The organism is Mycobacterium pinniadriaticum (assembly GCF_026242045.1).
Taxonomy (GTDB): Bacteria; Actinomycetota; Actinomycetes; order Mycobacteriales; family Mycobacteriaceae; genus Mycobacterium; species Mycobacterium pinniadriaticum.
This window is the reverse complement of sequence record NZ_JAPJDO010000020.1, coordinates 55,339-79,916: the sequence shown is the minus strand read 5'-3', so window position 1 is coordinate 79,916 and position 24,578 is coordinate 55,339. Positions and strand designations below refer to the sequence as shown.

Sequence of the window (24,578 nt, the reverse complement as noted above, 5' to 3'; positions counted from 1 at the left end):
AACCGACCCGCCGGGGGCGGTTATTTGGTGGCGTCGAGCAGTTCCTTCATGCCGACGGCGAAGTCGTCGGCCAGATCCCACAGATCCGGCAGCAGTTCCGGGCATCCGATGATCCCGACGTCGAGCTTCCCGTTCAGCGACATCACGGTGATGTTGAGACCAGACCCGTGGAAGATCGGCCCCAGCGGATACATCGCGGTCACCTCGGCGCCCAGGAAGTACAGCGGGATCTGCGGACCGGGCACGTTCGAGATCACCAAGTTGTGCACCGGGCGCGCCTCGGTCAGCCGGCTGCGGGCGTACACCCGCATGGCGACACCGAAGATGGCCGGACCGGCGAACTGGCTCCAATCCTGCAGCAGGGTCGCCCCGATCGCGGAGCTGTGCGCCTTGGCAGTGGTATTCGCCGCGGCGATCGCCTTCAGCCGCTCGGCGGGATCCTCGATATTGGTCTCCAGTTTGGAGAACATCCCGGACACCTGGTTGCGGCCGGGACGATCGGAGCGGTCGTGAACCGACACCGGCACCATCGCCACCAGCGAGGTCTCCGGCAGTTCGTCGTGATCGAGCAGGTACTGCCGCAATACCCCGGCGACCAGGGCCATCACCACGTCGTTGACCTTGACCCCGAAATGGTTCTTGACGGTCTTGATGTCCTCGAGGTCGAGTTCGGCGAACGCGACGTTGCGGTGGGCGGTGATGCTGGCGTTGAACTTGGTCTGCGGTGCCGCGAACGGCGCGGCCATCGCCCGGCCGCCGACCGCGCGGCCGATGGTGTCGACGACGGTGCTGACTGTCGAGGGAATCACCTTGGTGGCCAGGTGCAGGGGCCGGGTTGCGAAGTTGCCCAGCCCGCCCAGGGCGATACGCAGCTGATTGGTGGCGCTGCCGCTCGCGGCTTCGACCGGATCCGGCGGCGGGGCGTCGGGTTCGGTGCTGCAGAGCTGCGACATCAGGTTGGCGCCGGTCACACCGTCCACGGCGGCGTGGTGAACTTTGGTGAGCACGGCCAGCCGGCCACCGTTGCGGGCATCGGTGCCGTCGACACCCTCGATGACCCACGTCTCCCACAACGGGCGGCGGCGGTCCAGGGGCAGGGAGGCCAGGTGGCCGCAGATCTCGCCCAGCTCGACCCGCCCGCCGGGCGCGGGCAGCCCGATGCGGTGCAGGTGCCGGTCGATGTCGAAGTGCTCGTCTTCGACCCACACCGGATGGTCGAGGTTGAGGAAGCTGTTCGCGAGCCGTTCGCGGAAGCTCGGGATCGCCTTGACCCGCAAGGCCAGTTCGTCGCGCAGCCGCTCGAAGGTATAGCCGCCCGGGATCGTGGAGGCGTCGAGCTCCAGAATCGAACACACATGCAGTGGCTGTGAAGGGGTTTCGAGATACAGGAAGCTGGCGTCGAGTCCGCTGAGCCGCTGCAGGTGTTGCACCATGCCGCCGATCGTATGACGGCACCCGTGTGACAGGTGTGAGAAAGTCCACTTCACTGGGCGTTCACCTTTGCGGTGTCGCGGTGGCACACTTGAAAACGTCAGACGAACCCGGGGACCCGGATGGGCCACGAGGATCGACAGAGACGAAATACTAGGGACAACGATGTCTGAACAGACTGTCTACGGCGGCGCCGGCGTGCCGCCGGTGTCACGCACCAAGGTCCGCACCCACCACCTGCTGAAGTGGAAGTCCGAAGGCCACAAGTGGGCCATGCTCACGGTCTACGACTACTCGACCGCCCGGGCCTTCGACGAGGCCGGGATTCCGGTGCTTTTGGTCGGCGACTCCGCCGCCAACGTCGTCTACGGCTACGACACCACCGTGCCGATCTCGGTCGACGAACTGATTCCCCTGGTCCGGGGGGTGGTGCGCGGCGCCGAGCACGCGCTGGTGGTGGCCGACCTCCCGTTCGGCAGTTATGAGGAGAGCCCGCGCCAGGCGTTGGCGACGGCCACCCGGTTCATGAAGGAGACCGGCGCGCACGCGGTCAAACTCGAGGGCGGTGAGCGGGTCGCCGAGCAGATCGCGACGCTGAGTTCAGCGGGCATTCCGGTGGTCGCCCACATCGGTTTCACCCCGCAGAGCGTCAACGGCCTGGGCGGCTTCCGCGTCCAGGGCCGCGGTGACGCCGCCGAGCAAACCATTCACGACGCGATCGCGGTCCAGGAGGCCGGCGCCATCGCGGTGGTGATGGAGATGGTGCCCGCGGAACTGGCCACCCAGATCACCGGCAAGCTCACGATTCCGACCATCGGCATCGGTGCCGGACCCAATTGTGATGCGCAGGTGCTGGTCTGGCAGGACATGGCCGGGCTCACCAGTGGCAAGACCGCCAAGTTCGTCAAGCGATTCGGTGATGTCGGCGGCGAATTACGGCGTGCGGCAACGCAATACGCTGAAGAGGTAGCGACCGGCGCATTCCCGGCCGAGGAGCACAGCTTCTAGCCGAACTTCGGCGCGCGTTTGCCCAGGAACGCGGCGATCCCCTCGCGTCCGTCGGCACTGTCGGCGCACGCGGCGATCAGCCGGCCCTCGAGTTCCATCTGCTCCTCGAGCCCGCTGCCGAACGTGGCCAGCATGAGCTTCTTCACCGCACTGCTGGAACCCTTTGCCGCAGAGGCGATCTGCTCTGCAACTGCCTGAGCTCGCCCCTCGAGTTCGGCGGCGGGTACCACCTCGTTGACCAGGCCCCAGTCGGCGGCCTCGGCTGCTTTCAAGGTGCGGTTGGTCAGCATCAGCTCCTGGGTGCGGCGCACGCCGATGATCCGGGGCAGGTAGTACGAGGAGCTGCCGTCCGGGCTCAGCCCGGCTTTGGTGTAGGCCATGGTGAACGACGCGGTGTCGGCGGCCAGCACCAGATCGCCCGCGACCGCCAGGCTGAAACCGGCACCGGCGGCCACGCCGTTGACGGCGGTGATCAGCACGGCATCCATCCGGGCCAGTGTCGAGATGGCGCGGTGCAGATCGTCGGCGATCCCCTTGACGAACCGCCCCGGCCCCAGTGGCGACGCCGCCATCGCCTTGAGGTCTCCCCCGGCGCAGAAGAACCGACCGGCTCCGGTGAGCACGACGGCCTTGATCTCCGCGACGTCACAGCACGCGGCGACCTCCGCCAGCTCGCGGGTCATCACGTCGTTCATCCCGTTGGCGGCGTCAGGCCGGTCCAGCACGATCCGCGCGATCGGGCCGGCCTGCTCGAAGGACAGGGTCTGATAGGCGCTCACCGCCCGAACGTTAGCCGGTGACCGCGGGCTCCCAGCGGGCGGTCTCCAACAACTCGGCGCTGCGCTGGCGAAGGCGGCCGAAATCGCTGTGCCAGCCCAGGATGCGAAGGGCCGCGTCGGCGATCACCGCCGGCGTCTCGGGGACGCATTCCTCGTCGTCGGATCGGCGGTTGATCACCGACTCTACGAGGCGAAACGGAAGATCGTCGGCGTCGGCGATCCCGTCGCACTCGGCGATCACCAGGGCCGCCAACCGGCGGTAGCGGCGACGCAACTCCTCGCGGTTGGCGCGGAACTGCGCGAACCGGTCGACGCGCAGTTCCGGCAGCAGATACAGAGCTCCGAGGTTCCAACGACTGGCGCACAACTGCGAGCAGTCCGCGACCAGAAGCGCGTGCAGGCGTTCGGCGGCCGGACCGCCCTGCACCAGCAGGTCACCGGCCAGCCGCAGGGCCTCGTCGACGGTTCCGGCCAGCAACGCGTCCAGGATGTCGTCCTTGGTGGCGAAATGGTGGTACAGCGAGGCCTGACGCATCCCCACGGCGTCGGCGATCCGGCGGGTCGAGGTTCCGGCGTAGCCGATCTTGGTGAACAGTTCGGCGGCGGCGTCCAGGATCTCTTCGCGCGCCGTGCTCCCCGGCCGACGAGATTGTTCGAGCCGGGGACGGCCTCGCCCATCGTGGCCCGCGCTGCGCATACGCCATTGTCGCATCCACCGGTCACGCTAATAACTGTCATCCGATAGAAATACAGTCAACCCAGTCGTTACACCCGCGACACCCGGCGGGAACGGTGGCTGGGAAAACTTTCAAGTGACAGTTAATCGGGCGCGGGCCCGGACAGGAGTGAAGATGACGACCGCGTCGACCGACGGCGCCCGCTCGCACGCACGTTCCCAGGCGAGCGGCGCCAATATGCGGGTGCCCACCATGCCCGACGGCGTGGACAGCGGCCGGCTGGTCTGGGCCGAGGCCGTGCCGGCGGAGTCCTACGTCGCCCGGGTGCTCGGGCGGGGCACACGCCTGCGCCTGTCCGACCCCGACGGCGGCGCCTGCGCGCACCTATTGCTCTTCCGCGCCGATGCGTCCTGGGAGCGGCTCAACGTCGCGGACACGATGAAGGTGCCCTGGCAGGCCTACCTCGGGGTGGGCCATCCGCTGTTGTCCGACCAGGGCCGCCTGCTGGCGACCATCGTCGCCGACAGTTCCGGCCACCACGACCTGCTGTGCGGTCTGCCGCCCGCCGGCCGGCACAAGATGCTGCTGGCAGCCGCGAAGCACGGCATGGACATTCGCGACGTCGCGCCGTCGGCCACCCTGTTCAAGGGGGTGCGGGTCGAGAACTCCGGCGAGCTGACGTTCTCCGGCTCGGCGGGTCCCGGCACGGCCGTCGAACTGCTGATCCACCTGCCCGTCGTCGTCGCGGTGGTCAATACCGCTCATCCGCTGGATCCCCGGCCCGCCACGACCGCACTCGACATCGTGGCCTGGCGCGCCGACGAGGAACTGGGGCTACCGATCAATACCGACCCGGAGTACTACCGGGCCCTGTTCAACACCGAAGCCACTTGGGCGGCAGCACAATCCAGTGAGGAACTGCGATGACGTCGGCACTCTCGGCGACGATCTCCGACGAGATCGTCGCCGCCTGCACACCCTGGTCGGCGATCCTGCGGGCCGGACAATCCCTGCAGATCATCGATCTGCAGGGCAATCAGGCGGTGGACACCCTGTTCTACGCGGTCAACGGTGACCGGGTGGACCCGGCCGGCCGCTACAGCGCACAGGCCACCGTCACCGCACAGCGCAACATCTTCCTGACCACCGGCTCGGTGCTGCGAGGGGCTGACGGCCGGGCGCTCGTGACAATCGTCGCGGACGAGGTCGGCAACCACGACACCATCGCCGGCGCCTGCTCCAAGGAATCCAACACCCTGCGATACGGACACCACACCGCCCACCAGCACGCCTGCGCGGAGAACTTCCTCGCCGAAGCGGCCAAGTGGGGAATGGGCAAGCGCGACATCGTCTCCAACATCAACTTCTTCATGAACGTGCCCGTCGAGGCCGACGGCACGCTGGGCATCGTCGACGGGCTCTCGGCACCGGGCAAATCGGTGACCGTGCGCGCCGACACCGACACCCTGGTACTGGTGTCCAACTGCCCGCAGATCAACAACCCGTGCAACGGATTCGACCCCACCCCGGTGCGGATGGTGATCACGGGCCCATGAGAACCCTCGAGGTGGCGCGGCCGGGAATGCTGACCACCGTTCAGGACTGGCCCGGCCGCGTCGGCTACTGGCATGTCGGCGTGCCCCCTTCCGGACCGATGGACGACCTGTCCTTCCGGATCGGCAACCGGGTACTCGGCAATCCCGAGGGCGCCGCCGGCCTGGAATGCACGAAAGCCGGTCCGGCACTGCGATTTCCCGACGGTGGGCGGGTCTGTGTCGCCGGCGCGGCCGCGCCGGTGACCCTCGACGGCGCCGCGGTGCCACAATGGCAATCCATCACCGTACCCGCCGGCGGCGTGTTGGACGTCGGCATGGTCCCCGGTCCGGGCATGCGCTGCTATGTACTGGTAGCCGGCGGCCTGTGCGAACCTGAATACCTGGGCAGCTCTGCCACGTTCACCCTCGGCTGCTTCGGCGGCCATGACGGACGCCCACTGCGGGCGGGCGACCTGCTGGTGCTGGGCGACGATCCCGGCCCGACGTCGGCCCGGCCGGCGCGCGCCGCCATCGACGAACAGCCGGCCATCGGCCATCGTTGGCAGCTCGCCGTCACCGAAGGCCCGCACGGCGCACCGGAATTCTTCACCCGCGACGACATCGCGACACTGGTCGCGACCGACTACACCGTGCACTTCAATTCCGACCGCACCGGTGTGCGCCTGCTCGGCCCCAAGCCCCAATGGGCCCGCACCGACGGCGGTGAGGCCGGACTGCACCCGTCGAACATCCACGACAACGCTTATTGCGTCGGCACTTTGGACTTCACCGGTGACACACCCATCCTGCTCGGCCCCGACGGGCCCAGCCTGGGCGGTTTCGTGTGTCCGGTCACCGTGGTACGGGGTGATCGCTGGAAACTCGGGCAGATGGCACCCGGCGACACCGTGCGGTTCGTGCCGGTGCGCGCCGACCGTGCGCCGGCACTGGGCAGTATCGGCGCCGACCGCCGGGCCGCGATGCCGCTGGTGATCTCGAACTCCAGCGACGCCGACGACGGCGTGTTGACCCGATTCGTCGGCACCGAGGGCACCGACGTCACGGTTCGGCGCGACGGCGACGGCGGCATGCTCGTCGAGTACGGGCCGATGGTGTTGGACCTGGCAATGCGCGCGCGGGTTCATGTGCTCTACGAATCCCTCTCGGCCAGTGCGGTTCCCGGTATCACCGAGCTGACTCCCGGCGTGCGATCGCTGCAGGTGCAGTTCGATCCCGCCGTCGTGAGCGCAGCGGAGTTGGTGGACCTGCTGGCCCGTACCGAGGAGTCGTTGCCGACCACCGACCAACTCGTCGTGCCCAGCCGGACCGTACGCCTGCCGCTGTCCTGGGACGACCCCGCCACCCACGAGGCCATCCAGCGCTATATCCACGGAGTGCGCGCCGATGCCCCGTGGTGCCCGTGGAATATCGAATTCATCCGGCGTATCAACGGTTTGGCGGCTGTTGAGCAGGTGCATGACATCGTCTTCGCCGCCCAATACCTGGTGCTGGGCCTCGGTGATGTCTACCTCGGTGCACCGGTCGCCACTCCCCTGGATCCCCGGCACCGGCTGGTCACCACCAAGTACAACCCGGCACGCACCTGGACACCGGAGAACGCCGTTGGAATCGGTGGCGCCTACCTGTGCATCTACGGCATGGAGGGACCGGGCGGCTACCAGTTCGTCGGGCGCACGACACAGGTGTGGAACCACCGCCACCCGCACGACTCTCGCTCCTTCGAGCCGGGGACCCCCTGGCTGCTGCGCTACTTCGACCGGATCGGCTTCTATCCGGTCAGCGCCGAGGAGCTGCTGGACCTGCGCGCCGACATGGCCGCCGGGCGGGGCGACGTCGAGATTACCGACGGCACGTTCTCGATGCCCGGCTACCATCAGTTCCTGGCCCACAACGCGCACGGGATAACCGAATTCCGGGCTCAGCAGGCCGAGGCGTTCGCCGCTGAGCGTCGGGCATGGGACCAGGCCGGCGAGTTCGCTCCTCAGCTGGTCGGTTGATCTGCCGCCGGCCCCGCCGCGCTCACCCGCTCAGCACGGTGCTGCGCCGTCGCTGACCAAGGAGCAGTCGGTGTGCCTCAGCGGCGCAGCGACGATCGGATTACGTTCGGACACCGTCGAACAGAAATCCACACCGAGATCCTCACGGATCTGGTAGGCGGTGTCCGCCGGCCGCGGCGTGTCCCAAGTTGGGACACTTCCCGGGCACCGGATCATGCGGTGATCCCGTAGGTCTTGAGCTTGCGGTACAGACTCGAGCGCGACATCCCCAGATGCGCCGCGGCCGAAACCCGATTGCCGCCCGCTTCCCGAAGCGCCGCCACGATGGCGTCACGCTCGGCGGCCTCGATGGGAGTCAGCGAATGCCGCGAAACCGTCTGGCAATAGCCGGGCAGATCGGCGTCCTGGATCTCGCCCACGGGGCGGCGCCGCAGCGCGTGGACTAGAGCTTCCCGCAACTGGGAGATATTGCGCGGCCAGGAATACCGGTTGATGAGCCGCTGGGCCTCCGGGCTGATCCGCACCTTACGGTCGGGAGCGATTCCCTTCAGCAGGGTGGCGGTGATAGCGGGCAGGTCGTCGGTGCGGCACCGCAGCGGCGGCACCGTGATCGCCACCGTGAAATGGTCTAGCAGCTCATTGACCGGCAGGTCGGCGAGCGGGGCGGATTCCGCGAGCGTCGCCACCGCCCATACCGGGCCGTCCAGCTCCTCGATCGCGCACAGATAGGCCTCGAGCCGATCGACACCATCGGTGCTCGCCTGATCGATGTTGCGCACGATGTGCAGGGTCGGCTCGCCCGGGTTGCCCAGCAGCGAACTGATGTCCGAAGGCGGACCCTCCACACCGAGCTGGGTGGCATCGACGGAGATGCTGCGTGCGCCGGGATACACGGAGTGAAAGAGCTCGGCGACCGCCGTGAACTTGCCGACGCCACCCTCCCCCACCACGAGTGCCGGCCGCTGTGCTTCCAGTGCGGCGCGCAACTCGCCACACGCGCGCAGCCACGTCGACGACCGCGCGCCAGCCAGCGACTGAGACCGGAACAGACCGTCGACGATCTGCGACGTCTGCTGGGTGGCCACCCCGATCCGCGGCAGTACCCGTTCGTCGATGTCGCCCGGGGAGCCCGCCCGCGTCGAGGTCACCAAGTCGGCGATCACCACCATGCCTGCGACCTGTGATCCGGTGACGATCCGGGTGCCCCGGATGTGCACGAGGCGGTGGCCGTCCGGCAGAGCCAGCGTGTCGCTGGCCTGGTCCCGACGCGCCATGAGGAACGTCGCGTGCTCACGCAGCATCCGCTGCTCGTCGGCGTCGAACAGCTGCTGGGCCACCGGGTTCGCCATGAAGACCGCATCACCGAAGGCGAACACCGCCTGGCGGGTCGACCGGGCGACCACCCGCAGGAAAGTGTCGAATATGGCCTGTTGCGCCTGGCTGCGGTCCAGCAGCAGGTTGCGGCTGATGTCCTTGGCGGCGCTCTTGACCAAGGCATGCATGATCGGACTCCAGGCCTGGGCCAGCGAGGAGATGTCCAGCACACCCTCCACCCGCCCTGTTATCGGGTCGATCACCGGCGCGCCTGTGCAGGCGAACATCTGCAGGTTCTCGGTGAAGTGCTCCGGGCCGACCACGCTGACCGGTTGGCCGGCCTCGAACACCGTCCCGACGCCGTTGGTGCCCATGGCCGACTCCGAGTAGTCGAAGCCGGGAGCGAATTGCACCCGGTCGAGCAGGCGCGCCACCGCGGTCGAAGAATCGATGCGTTGCACCACCCTCGCCTTGTTGTCGGTCAGCGCGATGACCAGCGGCATATCGGCGGTGTCGATCTCCAACTGCTGCAATACCGGGCGCGCACAGCGAACCAGTAACGATTCGCGGTCGATCTCACCGGTGAACGCGGTACTCGGGCGGGCCACGTCGACCCCCGCCGCCTGGCTGCGCTCCCAGGACGCGGCCACCACGTCGGATACACCGGCAGCCCCCGACGGGCCGTGCTCCAGGAAGTCGGCGCGGGCCGCCGCGACCCTGAGCAACCGGGTATCGCTGTTGGGCATCGGCGCTCCTCGACTCGTACACCTGCAATTACATAGTGGACGAGATCCAGATCACAACCAAGCCGCGATGTGTCCCATCTTGGGACATTCGGCGCTCCTGAGACCCGGGCCACTCTGTTTGGAGCGGTGTGGCACAGCGCACACACCACCTCCGGGACAGAAACGGAACGGCATGCAAACCCTCATCAACATCGACAACGGTGGAACTCTCACCGACATCTGCGTCTGGGATGGCAGCGGGTTCACCTTCACCAAGACACTGACCACACCACACGACCTATCGGAGTGCCTGTTCACCGGCATCGAGAAGGCGTCCGAGGCGGTCTACGGCGAAGCGGACATAACCCGGCTACTACACGCCACCGAGCACATCCGTTACTCCACCACCCAGGGCACCAATGCTCTAGTCCAACGACGCGGGCCGATGATCGGCATCCTCACGACACTGGCGGGTCTGGACGGCGATATGACGCGGGCCGCCGCCGAACAGAAGCTCTTCACCGGCCTGGTGGCTGATCGCTTCCTGTCCATCGACCCCGTCTCCGACGACGAGACCTTCGAGTTCGACGCGGTGCAGCAGATCAACCGGCTGACCACCCTGGGCGCAGCGCGGGTTGTCGTCGCCGGATCCAGCCCGCAGGAGGAGCACCGGCTGCGCCACGTACTGCTTCGAAAATTCCCGCGCCACCTGCTCGGCTCGGTGCCCTTCATCTACAGCTGGGAGCTGGCCGGAGACCGAGACGACGCCAGACGGGTGTGGTCGTGCGTGGTCAACGCGTTCCTGCACCCGACCATGGAGCGGTTTCTCTACAGCGCCGAGCGGCGGCTGCAGGCCTACAAAGTGGTCAACCCGCTGCTGGTCTACCGCAACGACGGGGCCTCGTCACGGGTGGCGAAATCGATCGCGCTCAAGACGTATTCGTCGGGTCCCCGCGGCGGGCTGGAAGGCACCGCGGCGCTGGCGAAGGTCTATGGGCTGGCCCACGCGCTGATGATGGACATCGGCGGGACCACCACCGATGTCGGCGTGGTGCGGGACGGCACGGTGGCCGTCGCCGACCGGGGCGGCATCGAAGGTGTGCGCATCTCCTACCCGATGAGCGACGTCAGATCCGAGGGTGTGGGGGGCTCGTCGGTGATCCAGATCGTCGACGGGTCGATCACCGTGGGTCCGCAGTCGGTGGGTGCCGCGCCGGGACCCGCATGCTTCGGTTTCGGCGGCAAGCAGGCCACCATCACCGACGTCAACCTGCTGTTGGGAATCCTGGACCCCGACACCTACCTCGACGGGACGTTCACCCTCGATCCGAGCCGGTCCCGCACGGTGATCACCGAGACCATTGCCGAACCGTTGGGCATCTCGCTCGAAGAGGCGCTGATCCGGATGGAGCAGGCGTATTTCCAGGCGCTGTCGGCCGCGTTCGCCCCCTTGGTCACCGAGGACACCACGCTGCTGGCCTTCGGCGGTGCCGGTCCGATGAGCGCGACCGGCGCGGCGCGGCTGGCCGGCATCACTCGAGTGCTGATTCCCCGGACAGCTGCGGTCTTCTCGGCCTTCGGCATCTCGTTCTCCGACATCGGCAAAACCTATGAGGTGATCGTCCCCGAGTCCACCACCGGCTCGGCCCTCATGACACACGACGCGCTGCTGGCTCGCGCCGAGCGGGACATGTTCCAGGAAGGCTATTCACTTGACGGTTGCCATCAGTCGTGGCAGTTGCTGGTCGAAAGCCTCGACGAGGCAACGACTTCCCATCTGCCCTACCGTCCGGGCGACGAGGTCGACTACCCAGGCAGCGTGGTATCCCTGCGGCTGACCGTCGCTGCGACCCTGTCGCATCCCGACCTAGCCGACAACAGTGCGGTCGAGGCCGATGCCGCCCCCGCGGCGGGCCGGCGCACGGTCCGCTCGGCGGCCGACGCCGTCGACGAGGTGCCCGTGCACGTCCTCGACGAGCTGCGCCCCGGTCACCGCGGCGAGGGGCCGGCGATCGTCGAGGGACCCTTCTTCACCGCCCGGGTCATGCCGGGCTGGTCGTTCCAGGTCACCCGGGCCGGCGACCTGATGCTCACCGACAACATCTGACCGTCAACACATCACCGAATCCCCTGCACGAAAGGAGGACTCCGATGCGGGTCCCCATGACCGAATATCTCGTCATCGATCTCGACACCGAGCGCTGGGTGTGCCGGGTGTGCGCCCAGGACATGGGCTCGGCACACGGCAACTACAAGCCGGGCACGCTGGTCTACGACCGCGATCCGCGCGAGATCCACCAGCCGATCCTGGATCCCGATCGCTACGAGTACACGTTCAGCCCCGACCCGACCTACTGCCGGATCCTGGAGTACTACTGCCCGGGCTGCGGCACCCAGATCGAGTGCGAATACCTGCCCCCGGGCCATCCGCCCAGCATCGACATGGTCATCGACATCGCCGCGCTGCGCAAACAGTGGGAGGAGCGCGGCCTAGACGCCGAGCAGGTGCACAACTACGGCCCCGGCGAGGACGCCCAGAAGTACACCGCCGCGCTCAAGGCCATCGGCCACGTCCACTGATCACCCCCGAACCTCTGGAGACCTGAAGAGATGAAACGCATTTCAGTCGACATCGGCGGCACGTTCACCGACTGCTTCTTCGTCTGGGACAACCTCTACGTCGACGCCAAGGCACTGACCACCCACCACAATCTGGCGATCGGCTTCAACGACGCGCTCGACTTGGCCTGCAAGCGAGCCGGGCTGGACCGTTCCACGGTGCTCTCGGAGGTCGACTCCGTGCGCTACGCGACCACCCTGGGCACCAACGCGCTCATCGAGCGCAACGGACCGAAGGTGGCCGCCATCGTCACCCACGGCTTCGAGGACACCATCCCGCTGTCGCGGGGGCGCGGCTACGGCGAGGGGCTGGATTACGCGATGCAGCAGAACCTTCCGGCCGCCGAACGTCCGGAACCGCTGGTGCCGCGGGCGATGATCCGCTCGGTCAGGGAACGGGTCAATTCGGCTGGTGCCGTGGTGGCCCGGCTGGATCCCGAGGACGTGCGTGCGGTGGTGCGCGAACTCGTCGACGCCGGCGCCGAAGCCATCGTGGTGTCCCTGGTCAACGCCACCGAGAACCCCGAGCATGAGCTGGCGATCCAGGAGATCATCCTCGACGAGTTCCCGCCCCACGAGCTCGGGGCCATCCCGGTGCTGCTGGGCCACCAGGTCTCGGGCCGCAAGGGCGAGTACGTGCGGGCGACCTCGACGATCATCGACGGCTATCTGCACGAGATCATGTTCCACGCGCTCTCGCAGCTGTCGAACAACCTGCGCGACTTCGGTTACGACAAGCCGATGCTGGTGATCCACAACTCCGGCGGTATGGCGCAGATGAACTCGACCGACGCGCTGCAGACCATTCACTCGGGTCCGATCGCCGGAGTCGGTGCAGCCGAGCACCTTTCCAACGAGACCGGCATCGGACACGTCATCGCCACGGACATGGGCGGCACCTCGTTCGACATCGGGCTGGTCCCCGAGGGCGGGGTCAAACACTACGACTTCCTGCCCACCATCGATCGCTGGCTGGTGTCGGTGCCGATGGTGCACCTGGACACCCTGGGCGCCGGCGGCGGTTCGATCGCCACATACGACCGCATCCACAACTCGGTCAAGATCGGCCCGAAGTCAGCCGGCTCGAATCCCGGGCCGGCCTGCTACGACCGCGGTGGTCTGGCCCCCACCGTCACCGACGCCGACCTGCTGCTCGGTTACCTCGACCCGGACAACTACGCCAACGGCTATATCACGCTCAACCCGAAGCGCTCGCTGTTCGCCATCGAGGAAGAGCTGTGCGATCACCTGGACATGGACCCCATCGACGTGGCCCGGGTGATCAAGGACGGCGTCGACGAGCAGATGGCCATCGGCATCGGCAAGGAGCTGCGCGTGCGCGGCTACCTGCCCGAGGACTTCACCATGCTGGCCTACGGCGGCAACGGCCCGCTGCACGCCTGCGGCATTGCCCGGCACGCCGGCATCAAACGGGTACTGGCGCCGCCGTTCTCGTCGGTCTTCTCGGCATGCGGCGCGGGCAACATGAAGCAGCTGCACTTCCATGAGCGTGGCGTGCATGTGACGATGTACAACGCCACCACCCGGACCCTGTACGACAGCTACGACGAGTTCAACTCCGTCGTCGAGGAACTGGAGGCCCGGGGCCGCGAAGACCTCATCCGGCAGGGATTCCCGGCCGACGACGTCAAGTACCGCCTGGAGCTGGACATGCGGTACGGCAACCAGCTGCTGACCCAGGCCGTTGCCCTCCAGGACATCCGCCGCATCAACGGTGTGGGCGACGTGCTGGAGATCATCAAGACCTTCGGCGACGTCTACAGCCACCGGTTCGGCGCCGCGTCGGCGGCACCGGAGGCCGGGATTCGGTGCAACACCGTCCGGGTCGCGTCGTTCGTCGACGGCGATGTGGTGAATTTCGAAACCCTCGAGCACGGTGGACAGCGCAGCGCGCCGAAGCCGGCCGGCACTCGCTCGGCGCACTTCATCGGCTTCGACGACCCCATCGAAACGCCCGTGTACACCCAGAGCGCCCTGCACCCCGACAGCGTGATCGCCGGCCCGGCGATCGTGACGACCGAGAACACCACGTTCCTCGTCGAACCCGGGTGGCGGCTGGAGCCGACGAACCAGGGCGCCGTCTGGTTCCTGCAGGACTGACATTCCGACACAGTGAGGACAAGGACAAATGACCGCAGTTAACGAACGAACGACGGGCAAGCTGACTGCCGAGGAGCAGCAGTGGGTGGACCAGTTCATGGACGAGACCACCCTGTTCCTCGGGCCCGACCGGGAGATCATGCGCAGCCACTCCATCTCCGAACGGTCGCTGCACGAGGAGGTCGCGATCGCCGCCGGCGTGGACCGGCTCCAGGTGGAGCGGATCCGCAAGCGCATCGCCGGTGCCCTGGACGAGGGCTACGAGATGTGCGAGGCGCAGGGCGCGGCCCCGGGCGCCAAGTGGGGCGACCTGACGACGGCCATCTACACCGGCGCCGGCGACGTGTCCTACCTGTCGTGCCACGGGGTGATCGCGTTCAGCGCGATCCTGCACCACCCGATCCGCTACATCATGAAGTACTGGAAGGACGAGCCCACCGTCGGCATCCACGAGGGTGACGGGTTCATCCATAACGACGCCCGGTTCGGCAACGTGCACAACACCGACCAGTCGATGATCATGCCGATCATCCGTGACGGGGAGATCATCGCCTGGGTGGCTGCCACTATCCACGAGGGTGAGAACGGCGCCTGTGAGCCCGGCGGCATGCCGTCCGGGTCGGAGACCGCGTTCGACGACGGCCTGCGGATGAGCCCGTTCAAGATCGTCGAGCGTGGGCACCTGCGCCGGGATCTGCTGACCTTCCTGCAGCACTCGGTGCGCGACCCCAAGCTGCAGCTGGCCGACCTGAAGGTCAAGATCACCGCGGTGCGCAAGATCATGGAGCGCATCGACAAGGTGATCGACGAGGTCGGCGTCGACACCTTCGTCGCCGCGCTGCGGGTCACCGTCGAGGACGTCGACGCCGAGGTACGGCGCCGGATCGCCGAACTTCCGGACGGCACATACCGTTTCGACCAGTTCATGGACAGCACCCTCAAGGAGAACATCCTCATCAAATTCGCCTGCAAGATCACCGTGGCCGGCGACCACATGACCGTTGACCTGCGCGGCACCGGACCGGAGATCCTCAACCGGGCGATCAATTCCCCGCTGTGTTCGGTGAAATCCATGATGATGCAGGCGATCCTGGCGTTCTGGTGGCCCGATCTGCCCCGCTGCACGGCGGCGATGAGCTGCATCGAGATCATCTCCGACGAGGGCACCTGGGCCGACGCCTCCTACGACGCCCCGATGGGGCAGTCACTGCAGGCCTCGTTCCGCGGGTTCTCCGCGATGCAGGCGCTCTACAGCCGGATGTCCTTCTCCACCCCGCACAAGTACAGCAACGTGGTGGCCAACTGGTTCAACCAGATCAACACGTTCCTGTGGGGCGGCATCACCCAGCACGGCGACATGGTGGGCAACCTGTGTGCCGACCTCAACGGCATGCCCGGTGGGGCCAAGCCGTTCCGCGACGGCGAGGATGCCGTCTCCCCGCTGTTCTGCGCCATGGCCGACACCGCAGAACAGGAGGTGATGGAAGAGGAGGTGCCGTTCATGCAGCTGGTCGCCAAGCGCCTGGTCCGCGACAACATGGGCTTCGGGAAGTTCACCGGCGGCATGGGATACGAGATGATCGTCGCCGCCGAGGGGACCCCGCAGTGGGGGTTCATGACGGTGACCTCGGGGGCAAAGTTCTCTTCGATCTACGGCATGTACGGCGGCTACGGTTGCGGCACCTATCCGCTGGCCATGGTCAAGGGCACCAACGTCTATGAGCATTTCCGGCGGGACAACAAGACGTTCGACCTGTCCATGGAGAAGGTCATGAACTCCCGTCCCTTCCCGGACGGGCGCTACTCGACCTACCACATGGGTCTGCAGTTCGACCTCGCCAAGGACGGCGAGCTGTACATGATCAGCCAGGGCGCCGGCGGCGGCTACGGCGATCCGCTGGAGCGGCTGCCCGAGTCGGTGCTGCGCGACGCCGAACTGGACCGGATCAGCCAGAAGGTCGCCGAGGATGTCTTCGCGGTGCGCTACGACCCCGCGACGTTCCGCCTCGACGTGGTCGGCACCGAGCGCGCACGAACCGAGGCCCGCCGGGCCCGACTGAAGCGGGGCAAGCCATTCGCCGAGTTCTGTGCGGAGTTCGTCAAACCCGAGGCGCCCACGGACCTCGCCTACTACGGCTCCTGGGGGTCGGAGACCGACGAGATCACGGCCACCGTCTACAACATCGACGGCCCGGTGCGCGTCACCGCGCCGCTCGCTGAGCTGCCGATCGTCATGGTGCCGGATCGCCGTGAGGTGAAGATCGCCAGGCTCGAGGCGCGGATCGCCGACCTCGAGGCGAAGTACGGCGAGAACACCACCCGGCTGACCTGACCGGACGGTGCGGTGGTCCCGAGTCCGGGCCGGGGCCGCCGCGCCGCCACCCACACGAGCGAAGGGAACCATCCATGAGCGTCAAATCGCTTGTCGCCGCACCGCCCAGCGGGCGCCGGCGACCGTTGTTGATCGACGACGTCGACTACTCCACCGCGGTGATCCGCCAGGGGGCACCGGTGCCGTGGACCGACACGACCCTTGCGACAGGACATTTCGGCCAGGTCCGCGGCCTGCTCGACCCGGACGCGCTGTGGATTGACGTCCAACGGCTCCAGGCGGCGCACTGCGCGGCGCGGCCGGAACTCGTCGAGGCCATGCGGGCGCGGACCCGCACCGGCTACCCGTTGCGGACGATGTTGGGCGACGAGGCGACGTTGACGGCGACCCTCGAGCTGCTGACGACGCTGGGCAACACCGCCCGGCGTGAGCTCGTGCTGCACGTGCCCTCGCCGGCGTGCTGGCTGGCGTGGGCACACGAGGTCCCCGGCAATCCGCTGGACGGGGTGGACGCCGACCGGGCCGATTCCGCCTCGATGTACATCGCGGAGTGGCTCGGCCGGCTGGGCACCCTGCCGGTGGCGCTGGTCCTGCTCGACGGGCGTGGCGCTTTGGGCCCGGAGCCCGAACAACTCGACTCCTACACCGCGATCGCCAATGTGGTCGGGCATTTCGACTGGTCGTTGGCGCTCTGGGGACGATCCGGGATCGACACCGCACCGGGCGGCCCGAGGATCGGGGTCGTTCCCGACGAGTACTGGACCGTCGGCGCCGATGTCCCGGACGCGGAGGTCCTAGCCACCACGATCCCGAGCTCGGCCTCGCCCGAACGGGTACTCGACCAACTCGCCGGACTGCGCTGAAGGAAGCACATGGACAAGACCGTTGCGACCGCCGCCGAGGCGGTCGCCGACATACCCGACTCGATCATGCTGGCCGCCGGGGGTTTCGGGGTCTGCGGCATCCCCGCGGTGCTGGTGGCAGCCCTGGCCGAGCTGGGCAGCCGCGATATCACATTGGTGTCCAACAACTGCGGGATCGTCGGGGTCGGCAATTCCCTGCTGCTGGAGAACCATCAGATCCGCCGCCTGATCGCCTCCTACGTCGGGGAGAACAAGGAGCTCGAGCGGCAGTACCTCTCCGGTGAGATCGAGATCGAGTTGATCCCCCAGGGCACGCTGGCCGAGCGGTTGCGGGCCGGTGGCGCCGGCATCGCCGCGTTCTACACCCGCAGCGGCGTGGGAACCCAGGTCGCCGATGGCGGGTTGCCGATCCGGTTTACAGCCGACGGGTCGGTTGCCCTGGCCTCGCCGGCCAAGCCGGTCGAGTACTTCCCCTGGGACGGCCGCGAGGAGGCCTTCGCCCGCGAGGAGGCGCTGCGCCCGGACTTCGCCCTGATACATGCCTGGAAGGGTGACCGGCACGGGAATCTGGTGTTCCGGAAGGCGGCGCGCAACTTCAACCCGCTGTGCGCGATGGCGGCCAGGGTGACCGCCGCCGAGGTCGAGGAACTCGTCGAGCCCGGCGAGCTCGATGCCGATGCCATTCACCTGCCCGGTATCTACGTCGACCGGGTGCTGCTGCTCACCGGCGCGCAGACCGCCGCCAAGGGGATAGAGCGACGCACCGTGCGCCGGTTGGGGGTTCCCGGCGATCCCGCGGCGGGAGCTGCGTGATGGCCTGGAATCGCGAGGAGATGGCGGCGCGGGCCGCGGCCGAGCTGCACGACGGTGACTACGTCAATCTGGGGATCGGACTGCCCACGCTGGTACCCGGACACGTGCCCCCCGGTGTCCACATCGTGCTGCAGTCGGAGAACGGCATACTCGGACTGGGTCCGTATCCCGTTGCCGGGATGGAGGATCCGGATCTGATCAACGCCGGCAAGGAGACCGTCACCACCGTTGCCGGCGCCAGCTTCTTCGACTCGTCGGCCAGCTTCGCGATGATCCGCTCCGGCAAGGTCGACGCGGCGATCCTGGGTGGGATGCAGGTCAGTGCGCGCGGAGACCTCAGCAACTGGGTGGTGCCCGGCAAGCTCGTCAAGGGCATGGGGGGTGCGATGGACCTGGTGCACGGAGCCCGGCGGGTCATCGTGCTGATGGAGCACCGCACCCGGGACGGGTCACCGAAGATCCTGTGCGAGAACGATCTTCCGTTGACCGGTCGGGGTGTGGTCGATCGGATCATCACCGACCTCGGGGTTCTCGACGTCACCGCCGACGGGCTTCGGCTCGTCGAGCTCGCCCCGGACGTCAGCGAAGAACACATCCGGCTATGCACGGCGGCCCCGATTCTCCCATCCGTCTCCGCGGAGCCGGGACTGGCCACCGCCGACAGTTAGGGGAACGGCCATGAAAGCGCTTGTCTACCACGGCCCGGGGCAACGCTCCTGGGAGGACGTCGAGAATCCGGGCGTGATCGATCCCACCGACGCGGTGGTGCGGGTCGATGCCGTCACCATCTGCGGGACCGACCTGCACATCCTGCACGGTGACGTCCCGGCCGTGACTGACGGCCGGATCCTGGGTCACGAGGCGGTGGGCACCGTCACCGAGGTCGGTGCCGGTGTCCGACGGGTGGCGGTCGGCGACCGGGTTCTGGTGTCCTGTGTCAGTTCGTGCGGCAGCTGCCGCTACTGTCGCGAGAGCAGTTACGGGCAGTGCATCGGCGGCGGTGGCTGGATACTGGGCCACCTCATCGACGGCACCCAGGCCGAGTACGTCCGGGTCCCATTCGCCGACAATTCGCTCTATCCGGTTCCCGAGGGGGTTTCCGACGATCAGATGATCGTGCTGGCCGACATCCTGCCCACCGCCTACGAAGTGGGAGTGCTCAATGGCCGAGTGCGGCCGGCCGACGTCGTCGCGATCGTCGGTGCCGGTCCCGTCGGCTTAGCCGCAATCATGACCACGCAGCTGTTCAGCCCGAGTCACATCGTCGCGATCGACCTGGCTGACGCCAGGCTGGAGGCCGCCGGGAGCTTCGGCGCGGACGTCGTGGTCAATCCGGCGCGGGAGGACCCTCGTGCGGTCATCGAGGGTCTGACCGCTGGGTTGGGCGCCGACGTGGCGATGGAAGCCGTCGGCCTGCCGCAGACATTCGAACAGGCGGTCACCCTGGTTCGACCAGGCGGCCACATCGCCAATATCGGCGTCCACGGCGCTCCCGCGACGCTGCACCTCGAGGACATCTGGATCAAGAACCTCACCATCACCACCGGCTTGGTCGACACGTTCTCCACCCACACCCTGATCGATCTGGTGGCCAGTCAGAAGCTGGACGCCGCAGCGATGGTCACCCACCGGTTCCACCTGAACGAATTCGAACTGGCCTACGACGTGTTCGGCCGGGCCGGTGAGACCGGAGCGCTCAAGGTCCTTCTCACCGCGTCGGACTAGCCACGCCGTCACCGGAGTCGGCACTGGGCCACCGGACCGCGGCGTCGTGTTCACTTGGATATGACACGCTGTGCGGCACTATGTACCGACGGTGATCGTCGCGAGTGAAGGTGAAGATGGGTTCTGGTAACCGCCATGTCGAGGTGGAGAAGAAGTTCGACGTGCCAGCAGGCACGGTGTTCCCGTCCTTCGACGGACTCGCCGCCGTTGCCCGCGTGGAGCGACAGCCGGCACAGTCACTGGACGCCGTGTACTTCGACACCCCCGGACGCGACCTGGCCGCCCACCGGATCACCCTGCGGCGCCGCACCGGCGGCCCCGATGCCGGCTGGCATCTGAAGCTGCCCGCCGGGCCCGACGCCCGAACCGAGGTTCACGCGCCGCTGGACACGTCCGCCGAGGCCGGCGAGGCGACGGTGCCGGCGGATCTGCTCGACATCGTGCTGGCGATCGTCCGCAACCGCCCGTTGGCGCCGGTGGCGCGCATCGCGACGGCCCGCAATGTGGTGATGCTCTACGGCGGTGACGGCGCGGCGTTGGCGGAGTTCTGTGACGACGAGGTCAGTGCCTGGGCACTCGACCCGGGCGACGGCGGGACCGGGGAGGAACAGCGCTGGCACGAGTGGGAGCTGGAGTTGGTCGACGGCGAGATGGACGGCGCCACAGACCTGCTGCAGCGGCTGGGAAACCGGCTCCTTGACGCCGGCGCGGTGCCGGCCGGGCACGGATCCAAGCTGGCGAAGGTGCTCGATACCGCCGCCACGGCGCCCGAGGAGCCCGAGGTGTCCTCGGATCCCGTGCATCAGGCGGTCGCCGAGCAGGTGGAGCAGCTGCTGGTGTGGGACCGCGCGGTGCGGGCCGACACGTACGACTCCGTTCATCAGATGCGGGTGATCACCCGCAAGATTCGCAGCCTGTTGCAGGCGTCCGAGGAGTCGTTCGGGCTGACCGACGACGCCTGGATCCTCGACGAGCTGCGCCAGCTGGCCGCCGTGCTGGGGGTCGCCCGCGACGCCGAGGTGCTCGCCGAACGCTACGAGGCGGCGCTGAAGGGCCTCCCGTCGGAGCTGGTGCGCGGTCCGGTGTACGAGCGTCTGGTCGAGGGGGCCCAGCGCGGCTATCAGTCCGGTCTGCGGCGATCGCTGTCCGCGATGCGGTCGGCCCGCTACTTCCGCCTGCTCGACGCACTGGAGGAGCTGGTGGCCACGCAGCCGCCGGAGGCCGCTCCCGGCGAGGAGCCGGCACCGGTGAGCATCGACTCGGCCTACCGGCGGGTGCGCAAGGCCGCCAAGAACGCGGCGGCGGCCACCGAACATCGAGACGAGGCACTGCACCGGATCCGCAAGGGCGCCAAACGGCTTCGTTATGTGGCTGCGGCCACCGGCGAGCCCAAGGTGTCGGATCGGGCGAAGACCATCCAGACCCTGCTCGGCGATCATCAGGACAGTGTGGTCGCCCGCGCACACCTCGCTCAGCAGTCGCTGGCCGCGTACGCGGCCGGTGAAGACACCTTCACCTACGGCCTGCTCTATCAGCTTGAGGACGATCTGGCGAACCGGTGCCGTGAGCAACTCGACGACGCGCTGAGCGCCCTGCGGAAGGCCTTCAAGAAGGCGCACTGACGGTTTCGACGCCTCCTTGACCAGCAACAAGTAGCGCAATACTTGCCCCTAGGCCAGCCTCCTCCTCGACGCCGGCGGACAAAACTCCACAACTGCGGCCGTCGGCGAATTCAACAATGCGACCTCGCTGTCGGGCACGCTTACCTATACCCAGGCTGGCCAGCCACCGGGCGGCGCGGTGGCGAGCTGGGCTTTCACGGTGTTCAGCACCGGCACCTCGGTCGTGCCGGGGAACCATGCGACTGCGGGCCCGGGCCCCTGGCGATAGCGGGCTCGTTGTTCCAAACGGACGCAGCGGTCACCAAAGTCGGCTCCGGCTTCAACATCAACGGCGTCAAGGTCGGTGGGGCCGCCGCGATCGACAACACCGGCCACAAGGCTGCCGCACATCCAGCGGCCCACGGTGTCGGCGGTAGCAGAAGAACGTAGAACACGTCCCTCATCCGCGCTTGGCCGGTAAGCCGGAAGATGTCACCCGAGCGTTTGTATGGGCACGCTGTGTTGGCTGCCGACGACAGCCGCCAATTCTTGTGCGGACGCTCGGCGGACGACACCCGGACCAGACCCGCTGCCGCACGCGTGGCAGGCGGATCCCCGGAATTACGTGGTGGGGTGGCTGGCGCTGCGCTGATGCTCCGATGCCAGATACTCCACCATCTGGCAAAGGTTGACAACGGCCGCGTTCAACTTCGAGATGGTGGCGTCCCGATCTTCCACGCATGACTGCCAGTCCGGGAACTCCTGCGGCAACTTGTAGTTGTCGGCGTTGGTATGGATTTTTTGCTCGATTTGGTCGCACAGATCAGCGAGGGTCAACTGTCCCGGGGCGCCGAGGTCGGTGAACCATTTATCGGTCATGTCAGATCGCTCCCTTGCCAAGAATCAAAGCTGTTGATTCTCGCAGGTTATCGGGACCGTTCCATACGGTTTCCGCGCCCCCGCAGCCGACCTATCGGTGGCTGAGGTTGGCTGAGTCCGCGCCATGCCGGAGGCGGGCCGAAGGACCACCAGTCCGGGGCGGCCCGACCGGATTCCGACGACCGGACGCGAGACGCGATCGACTCGGCACCTGGACAATCTGCGGGCCTACGGCCCGGAGTGGATCAGCAGGTCGCAGAGCGAGGGCGAACGAGTTGGCCTGTAAGCCGGATTCTGTCCCGCCCCGCCACGGTTGACCGCGGCGGGACGGCGGCGACCATCCATCTGGGCACACCGTCGCCGGGTGCCTCGAGCGGCCTACCCGCAGGCTCAGGCGAGCAGCCCTCGATCGCCTGCGCAGCCGCACCAGGTGCGGCCTCTTGGCCTTGCTTCGGGTGGGGTTTACCGAGCCATCCCGGTCACCCGGAATGCTGGTGCGCTCTTACCGCACCGTTTCACCCTTACCACCCGGGGGTGGCGGTTTGTTTTCTGTGGCACTGTCCCGCGAGTCACCTCGGATTGCCGTTAGCAATCACCCTGCTCTGTGAAGTCCGGACTTTCCTCGACTCGTCAAGAGCCGCGGCCGCCCGGCCAACTCGTTCGCGTCAAACAACGTACTGCCTGGCACGGCTGTTCCGCGAGTGGCAATACTTGATGGTCAATCCGGTCGTCGTGGTCCCCGATCATCCATGGTCCACGAGGGGAGAGCTGTGGCAACCCATCGCCGCCTGGGCAGACGTGCTGGGCTCGGCCTCGTGCTGCTGGCGATTGTGCTGGCCCTCGGAACGCTGGCCGGGCCCGTTCGCGGCTTGGCGGACCCGCCCGGGCGGGTCACGCTGTATTTCTTCTGGGGCGAGGGCTGCCCGCACTGCGGGGCCGCGAAACCGATGCTCACGCAGCTACGAGAACGCTATCCGGGCCTGGAGGTACGCGACTTCGAGGTCCGCGGCAACAGCGACAACCAGCGGTTGTTGGTCGACATGGCCGATAAGTTCGGGTTCACACCCACCGGTGTGCCGGTGTTCTTCCTGGGCGATCAGCATTGGGTCGGCTACTCAGAGCCCTCGACGCCACGACAGTTGGAGGCCGCGGTGGCCCGATGCCTCGCGCACGGCTGCCCGGACGCCGGGGCGGGCGTCGTCGTAGCGGGGCCGGAGCAGTCCGCCGACTCACGACCGCCTCCGGAAGGACCGGGCCCCATAGCGGACGTCATCCGATTGCCCCTCATCGGGGACATCGATGCCAGCCATCAGTCGCTGGTGCTGACCACGCTGCTCATCGCCGCAGTCGACGGTTTCAATCCGTGCTCGCTGTGGGTGCTCTCGGTCTTGCTGGCGCTGACGCTGCGTACCGGCTCGCGGCGCACGATCGCCACGATCGGGCTGGTCTACATCTTCGTGACCGCGCTGGTGTATGCGCTGTTCATCGCGGGGCTGTTCTCCGTCTTCACGGTCCTGAGCCTGGCGCCCTGGGTACGTACCGTTGTCGCCCTGATCGCCGGGGTGTTCGGGCTGATCAACATCAAGGACTTCTTCTGGTTCAAGAAGGGTGTGTCGCTCTCGATTCCGGAAGGCCAGAAACCGGGCATCTACCAACGGATGCGCCGCGTGCTCGCCTCCGCTGATTCGATGCCGGCCCTCATCGGCGCCACCACCCTGCTGGCGGCCGGCGTGTCGTTCGTCGAACTCGCCTGCACCGCGGGTTTCCCGGTGTTGTGGACCAATCTGATGGCGTCCCACGAGGTCACGCCGGTCATCTTCGTGCTGCTGTTGGCCCTCTACATGGTGGTGTACCAACTCGACGAGCTGGCGATATTCGGCGCCGCGGTGGTCACGATGCGGGCGACCAAGCTCCAGGAGCGCCAGGGTCGGCTGCTGAAGCTGATCGGCGGGTTGGTGATGCTGAGCCTGGCGGGCGTCATGCTGGTCAATCCCGCACTGATGAACGATGTCCGATTCGCGGTCCTGGTGTTCGCCGGCGCGGGTGCGGCCGCCCTGCTGGTGCTGCTCCTCGACCGTCTCGTGGCGGGCCTACGCAGTTCCCGCAGTTCTGACGAGTAACGTCGCGCCGAGGAGTTT

20 protein-coding genes and 1 other RNA gene are annotated in these 24,578 nt (G+C 67.4%); 15 read left to right on the top strand and 6 right to left on the bottom strand.

Annotation, left to right across the window (positions count from 1 at the left end; all coding sequences use genetic code 11):
- Positions 1-20: 20 nt before the first annotated feature.
- Positions 21-1,421, bottom strand: a complete 1,401-nt coding sequence (locus ORI27_RS20615) for a WS/DGAT/MGAT family O-acyltransferase (RefSeq protein WP_265998911.1) — start codon at positions 1,419-1,421, stop codon at positions 21-23.
- Between the two features lie 175 nt (positions 1,422-1,596).
- Between ORI27_RS20615 and panB the strand changes: the two genes are divergently transcribed.
- Positions 1,597-2,439, top strand: a complete 843-nt coding sequence (gene panB / locus ORI27_RS20610; RefSeq protein ID WP_265998883.1) for a 3-methyl-2-oxobutanoate hydroxymethyltransferase — start codon at positions 1,597-1,599, stop codon at positions 2,437-2,439.
- On the opposite strand, the gene ORI27_RS20605 is transcribed toward panB, so the two are convergent.
- Together ORI27_RS20605 and ORI27_RS20600 are read right to left on the bottom strand one after the other, a co-directional pair.
- Positions 2,436-3,218 carry an enoyl-CoA hydratase/isomerase family protein gene (locus ORI27_RS20605; protein ID WP_265998882.1) on the bottom strand — a complete coding sequence of 261 codons (783 nt, stop codon included), beginning with the start codon at positions 3,216-3,218 and terminating at the stop codon, positions 2,436-2,438. The two genes, panB and ORI27_RS20605, sit on opposite strands and share 4 nt — an antisense overlap.
- A 10-nt stretch (positions 3,219-3,228) precedes the next feature.
- The gene (locus ORI27_RS20600; RefSeq protein WP_323055639.1) at positions 3,229-3,930 is read right to left on the bottom strand and encodes a TetR/AcrR family transcriptional regulator; all 702 of its coding nucleotides are present in this window, start codon (positions 3,928-3,930) and stop codon (positions 3,229-3,231) included.
- 139 nt (positions 3,931-4,069) lie between these two features.
- On the opposite strand from ORI27_RS20600, the gene ORI27_RS20595 reads away from it, so the two are divergent.
- The 3 genes from ORI27_RS20595 to ORI27_RS20585 are packed head-to-tail and all read left to right on the top strand — an operon-like array spanning position 4,070 to position 7,448.
- Positions 4,070-4,822, top strand: coding sequence for a DUF1989 domain-containing protein (locus ORI27_RS20595; protein ID WP_265998881.1), 753 nt, complete (start codon positions 4,070-4,072; stop codon positions 4,820-4,822).
- Positions 4,819-5,451, top strand: coding sequence for an urea amidolyase associated protein UAAP2 (locus tag ORI27_RS20590; RefSeq protein WP_265998880.1), 633 nt, complete (start codon positions 4,819-4,821; stop codon positions 5,449-5,451). The genes ORI27_RS20595 and ORI27_RS20590 overlap by 4 nt, the downstream gene beginning before the upstream one ends.
- Positions 5,448-7,448: a 5-oxoprolinase/urea amidolyase family protein gene (locus tag ORI27_RS20585; RefSeq protein ID WP_265998879.1), complete on the top strand. Its 2,001-nt coding sequence runs from the start codon at positions 5,448-5,450 to the stop codon at positions 7,446-7,448. Before ORI27_RS20590 ends, ORI27_RS20585 begins: the two co-directional genes overlap by 4 nt.
- Before the next feature lie 212 nt (positions 7,449-7,660).
- Here the strand turns inward: ORI27_RS20585 and ORI27_RS20580 are convergent, their stop codons facing one another.
- On the bottom strand, positions 7,661-9,508 hold the full coding sequence (locus ORI27_RS20580; RefSeq protein WP_265998878.1) for a sigma-54-dependent Fis family transcriptional regulator: 1,848 nt from the start codon (positions 9,506-9,508) through the stop codon (positions 7,661-7,663).
- A 172-nt stretch (positions 9,509-9,680) separates the two neighbouring features.
- On the opposite strand from ORI27_RS20580, the gene ORI27_RS20575 reads away from it, so the two are divergent.
- The 10 genes from ORI27_RS20575 (at position 9,681) to ORI27_RS20530 (ending at position 22,011) form a co-directional block, all read left to right on the top strand.
- Positions 9,681-11,594, top strand: a complete 1,914-nt coding sequence (locus ORI27_RS20575; RefSeq protein ID WP_265998877.1) for a hydantoinase/oxoprolinase family protein — start codon at positions 9,681-9,683, stop codon at positions 11,592-11,594.
- Between the two features lie 44 nt (positions 11,595-11,638).
- Positions 11,639-12,067: an acetone carboxylase subunit gamma gene (locus ORI27_RS20570; RefSeq protein ID WP_265998875.1), complete on the top strand. Its 429-nt coding sequence runs from the start codon at positions 11,639-11,641 to the stop codon at positions 12,065-12,067.
- A 30-nt stretch (positions 12,068-12,097) separates the two neighbouring features.
- Entirely contained in the window at positions 12,098-14,227 is a 2,130-nt protein-coding gene (locus ORI27_RS20565) for a hydantoinase/oxoprolinase family protein (RefSeq protein WP_265998873.1), read from the top strand.
- A 28-nt stretch (positions 14,228-14,255) separates the two neighbouring features.
- Positions 14,256-16,559 (top strand): hydantoinase B/oxoprolinase family protein, encoded by a 2,304-nt coding sequence (locus tag ORI27_RS20560; protein WP_265998872.1) that lies wholly within the window; start codon positions 14,256-14,258, stop codon positions 16,557-16,559.
- Positions 16,560-16,633: 74 nt separating this feature from the next.
- Positions 16,634-17,422: a hypothetical protein gene (locus tag ORI27_RS20555; RefSeq protein WP_265998871.1), complete on the top strand. Its 789-nt coding sequence runs from the start codon at positions 16,634-16,636 to the stop codon at positions 17,420-17,422.
- 9 nt (positions 17,423-17,431) lie between these two features.
- A complete protein-coding gene (locus tag ORI27_RS20550; protein WP_265998870.1) occupies positions 17,432-18,235 on the top strand; it encodes a CoA transferase subunit A in 804 nt (267 codons plus the stop codon).
- A complete protein-coding gene (locus tag ORI27_RS20545; protein WP_265998869.1) occupies positions 18,235-18,903 on the top strand; it encodes a 3-oxoacid CoA-transferase subunit B in 669 nt (222 codons plus the stop codon). The genes ORI27_RS20550 and ORI27_RS20545 overlap by 1 nt, the downstream gene beginning before the upstream one ends.
- A gap of 10 nt (positions 18,904-18,913) precedes the next feature.
- Complete coding sequence (locus ORI27_RS20540) at positions 18,914-19,960, top strand: zinc-dependent alcohol dehydrogenase family protein (RefSeq protein ID WP_265998868.1); 1,047 nt, start codon at positions 18,914-18,916, stop codon at positions 19,958-19,960.
- A 116-nt stretch (positions 19,961-20,076) separates the two neighbouring features.
- On the top strand, positions 20,077-21,582 hold the full coding sequence (locus ORI27_RS20535; RefSeq protein ID WP_265998867.1) for a CYTH and CHAD domain-containing protein: 1,506 nt from the start codon (positions 20,077-20,079) through the stop codon (positions 21,580-21,582).
- Positions 21,583-21,858: 276 nt separating this feature from the next.
- Positions 21,859-22,011, top strand: a complete 153-nt coding sequence (locus ORI27_RS20530) for a hypothetical protein (protein ID WP_265998865.1) — start codon at positions 21,859-21,861, stop codon at positions 22,009-22,011.
- A gap of 171 nt (positions 22,012-22,182) precedes the next feature.
- On the opposite strand, the gene ORI27_RS20525 is transcribed toward ORI27_RS20530, so the two are convergent.
- Both ORI27_RS20525 and rnpB read right to left on the bottom strand, forming a co-directional pair.
- Positions 22,183-22,440: a hypothetical protein gene (locus ORI27_RS20525; RefSeq protein WP_265998863.1), complete on the bottom strand. Its 258-nt coding sequence runs from the start codon at positions 22,438-22,440 to the stop codon at positions 22,183-22,185.
- Positions 22,441-22,707: 267 nt separating this feature from the next.
- Positions 22,708-23,099: RNase P RNA component class A (rnpB, locus tag ORI27_RS20520), an RNA gene on the bottom strand.
- 111 nt (positions 23,100-23,210) lie between these two features.
- Here rnpB and ORI27_RS20515 point away from each other — a divergent pair.
- Positions 23,211-24,560 (top strand): hypothetical protein, encoded by a 1,350-nt coding sequence (locus tag ORI27_RS20515; protein ID WP_265998861.1) that lies wholly within the window; start codon positions 23,211-23,213, stop codon positions 24,558-24,560.
- The last annotated feature ends 18 nt before the right edge of the window (positions 24,561-24,578 follow it).

Bases quoted from the DNA above. Each gene is read 5' to 3' on its own strand.
- ORI27_RS20570 (WP_265998875.1), top strand. From the start codon at position 11,639: ATGCGGGTCCCCATGACCGAATATCTCGTCATCGATCTCGACACCGAG.
- ORI27_RS20565 (WP_265998873.1), top strand. From the start codon at position 12,098: ATGAAACGCATTTCAGTCGACATCGGCGGCACGTTCACCGACTGCTTC.
- ORI27_RS20545 (WP_265998869.1), top strand. From the start codon at position 18,235: ATGGCCTGGAATCGCGAGGAGATGGCGGCGCGGGCCGCGGCCGAGCTG.
- ORI27_RS20535 (WP_265998867.1), top strand. From the start codon at position 20,077: ATGGGTTCTGGTAACCGCCATGTCGAGGTGGAGAAGAAGTTCGACGTG.
- ORI27_RS20595 (WP_265998881.1), top strand. From the start codon at position 4,070: ATGACGACCGCGTCGACCGACGGCGCCCGCTCGCACGCACGTTCCCAG.
- ORI27_RS20575 (WP_265998877.1), top strand. From the start codon at position 9,681: ATGCAAACCCTCATCAACATCGACAACGGTGGAACTCTCACCGACATC.
- ORI27_RS20560 (WP_265998872.1), top strand. From the start codon at position 14,256: ATGACCGCAGTTAACGAACGAACGACGGGCAAGCTGACTGCCGAGGAG.
- ORI27_RS20585 (WP_265998879.1), top strand. From the start codon at position 5,448: ATGAGAACCCTCGAGGTGGCGCGGCCGGGAATGCTGACCACCGTTCAG.
- ORI27_RS20540 (WP_265998868.1), top strand. From the start codon at position 18,914: ATGAAAGCGCTTGTCTACCACGGCCCGGGGCAACGCTCCTGGGAGGAC.
- panB (WP_265998883.1), top strand. From the start codon at position 1,597: ATGTCTGAACAGACTGTCTACGGCGGCGCCGGCGTGCCGCCGGTGTCA.
- ORI27_RS20525 (WP_265998863.1), bottom strand. From the start codon at position 22,440: ATGACCGATAAATGGTTCACCGACCTCGGCGCCCCGGGACAGTTGACC.
- ORI27_RS20600 (WP_323055639.1), bottom strand. From the start codon at position 3,930: ATGCGACAATGGCGTATGCGCAGCGCGGGCCACGATGGGCGAGGCCGT.
- ORI27_RS20590 (WP_265998880.1), top strand. From the start codon at position 4,819: ATGACGTCGGCACTCTCGGCGACGATCTCCGACGAGATCGTCGCCGCC.
- ORI27_RS20550 (WP_265998870.1), top strand. From the start codon at position 17,432: ATGGACAAGACCGTTGCGACCGCCGCCGAGGCGGTCGCCGACATACCC.
- ORI27_RS20555 (WP_265998871.1), top strand. From the start codon at position 16,634: ATGAGCGTCAAATCGCTTGTCGCCGCACCGCCCAGCGGGCGCCGGCGA.
- ORI27_RS20580 (WP_265998878.1), bottom strand. From the start codon at position 9,508: ATGCCCAACAGCGATACCCGGTTGCTCAGGGTCGCGGCGGCCCGCGCC.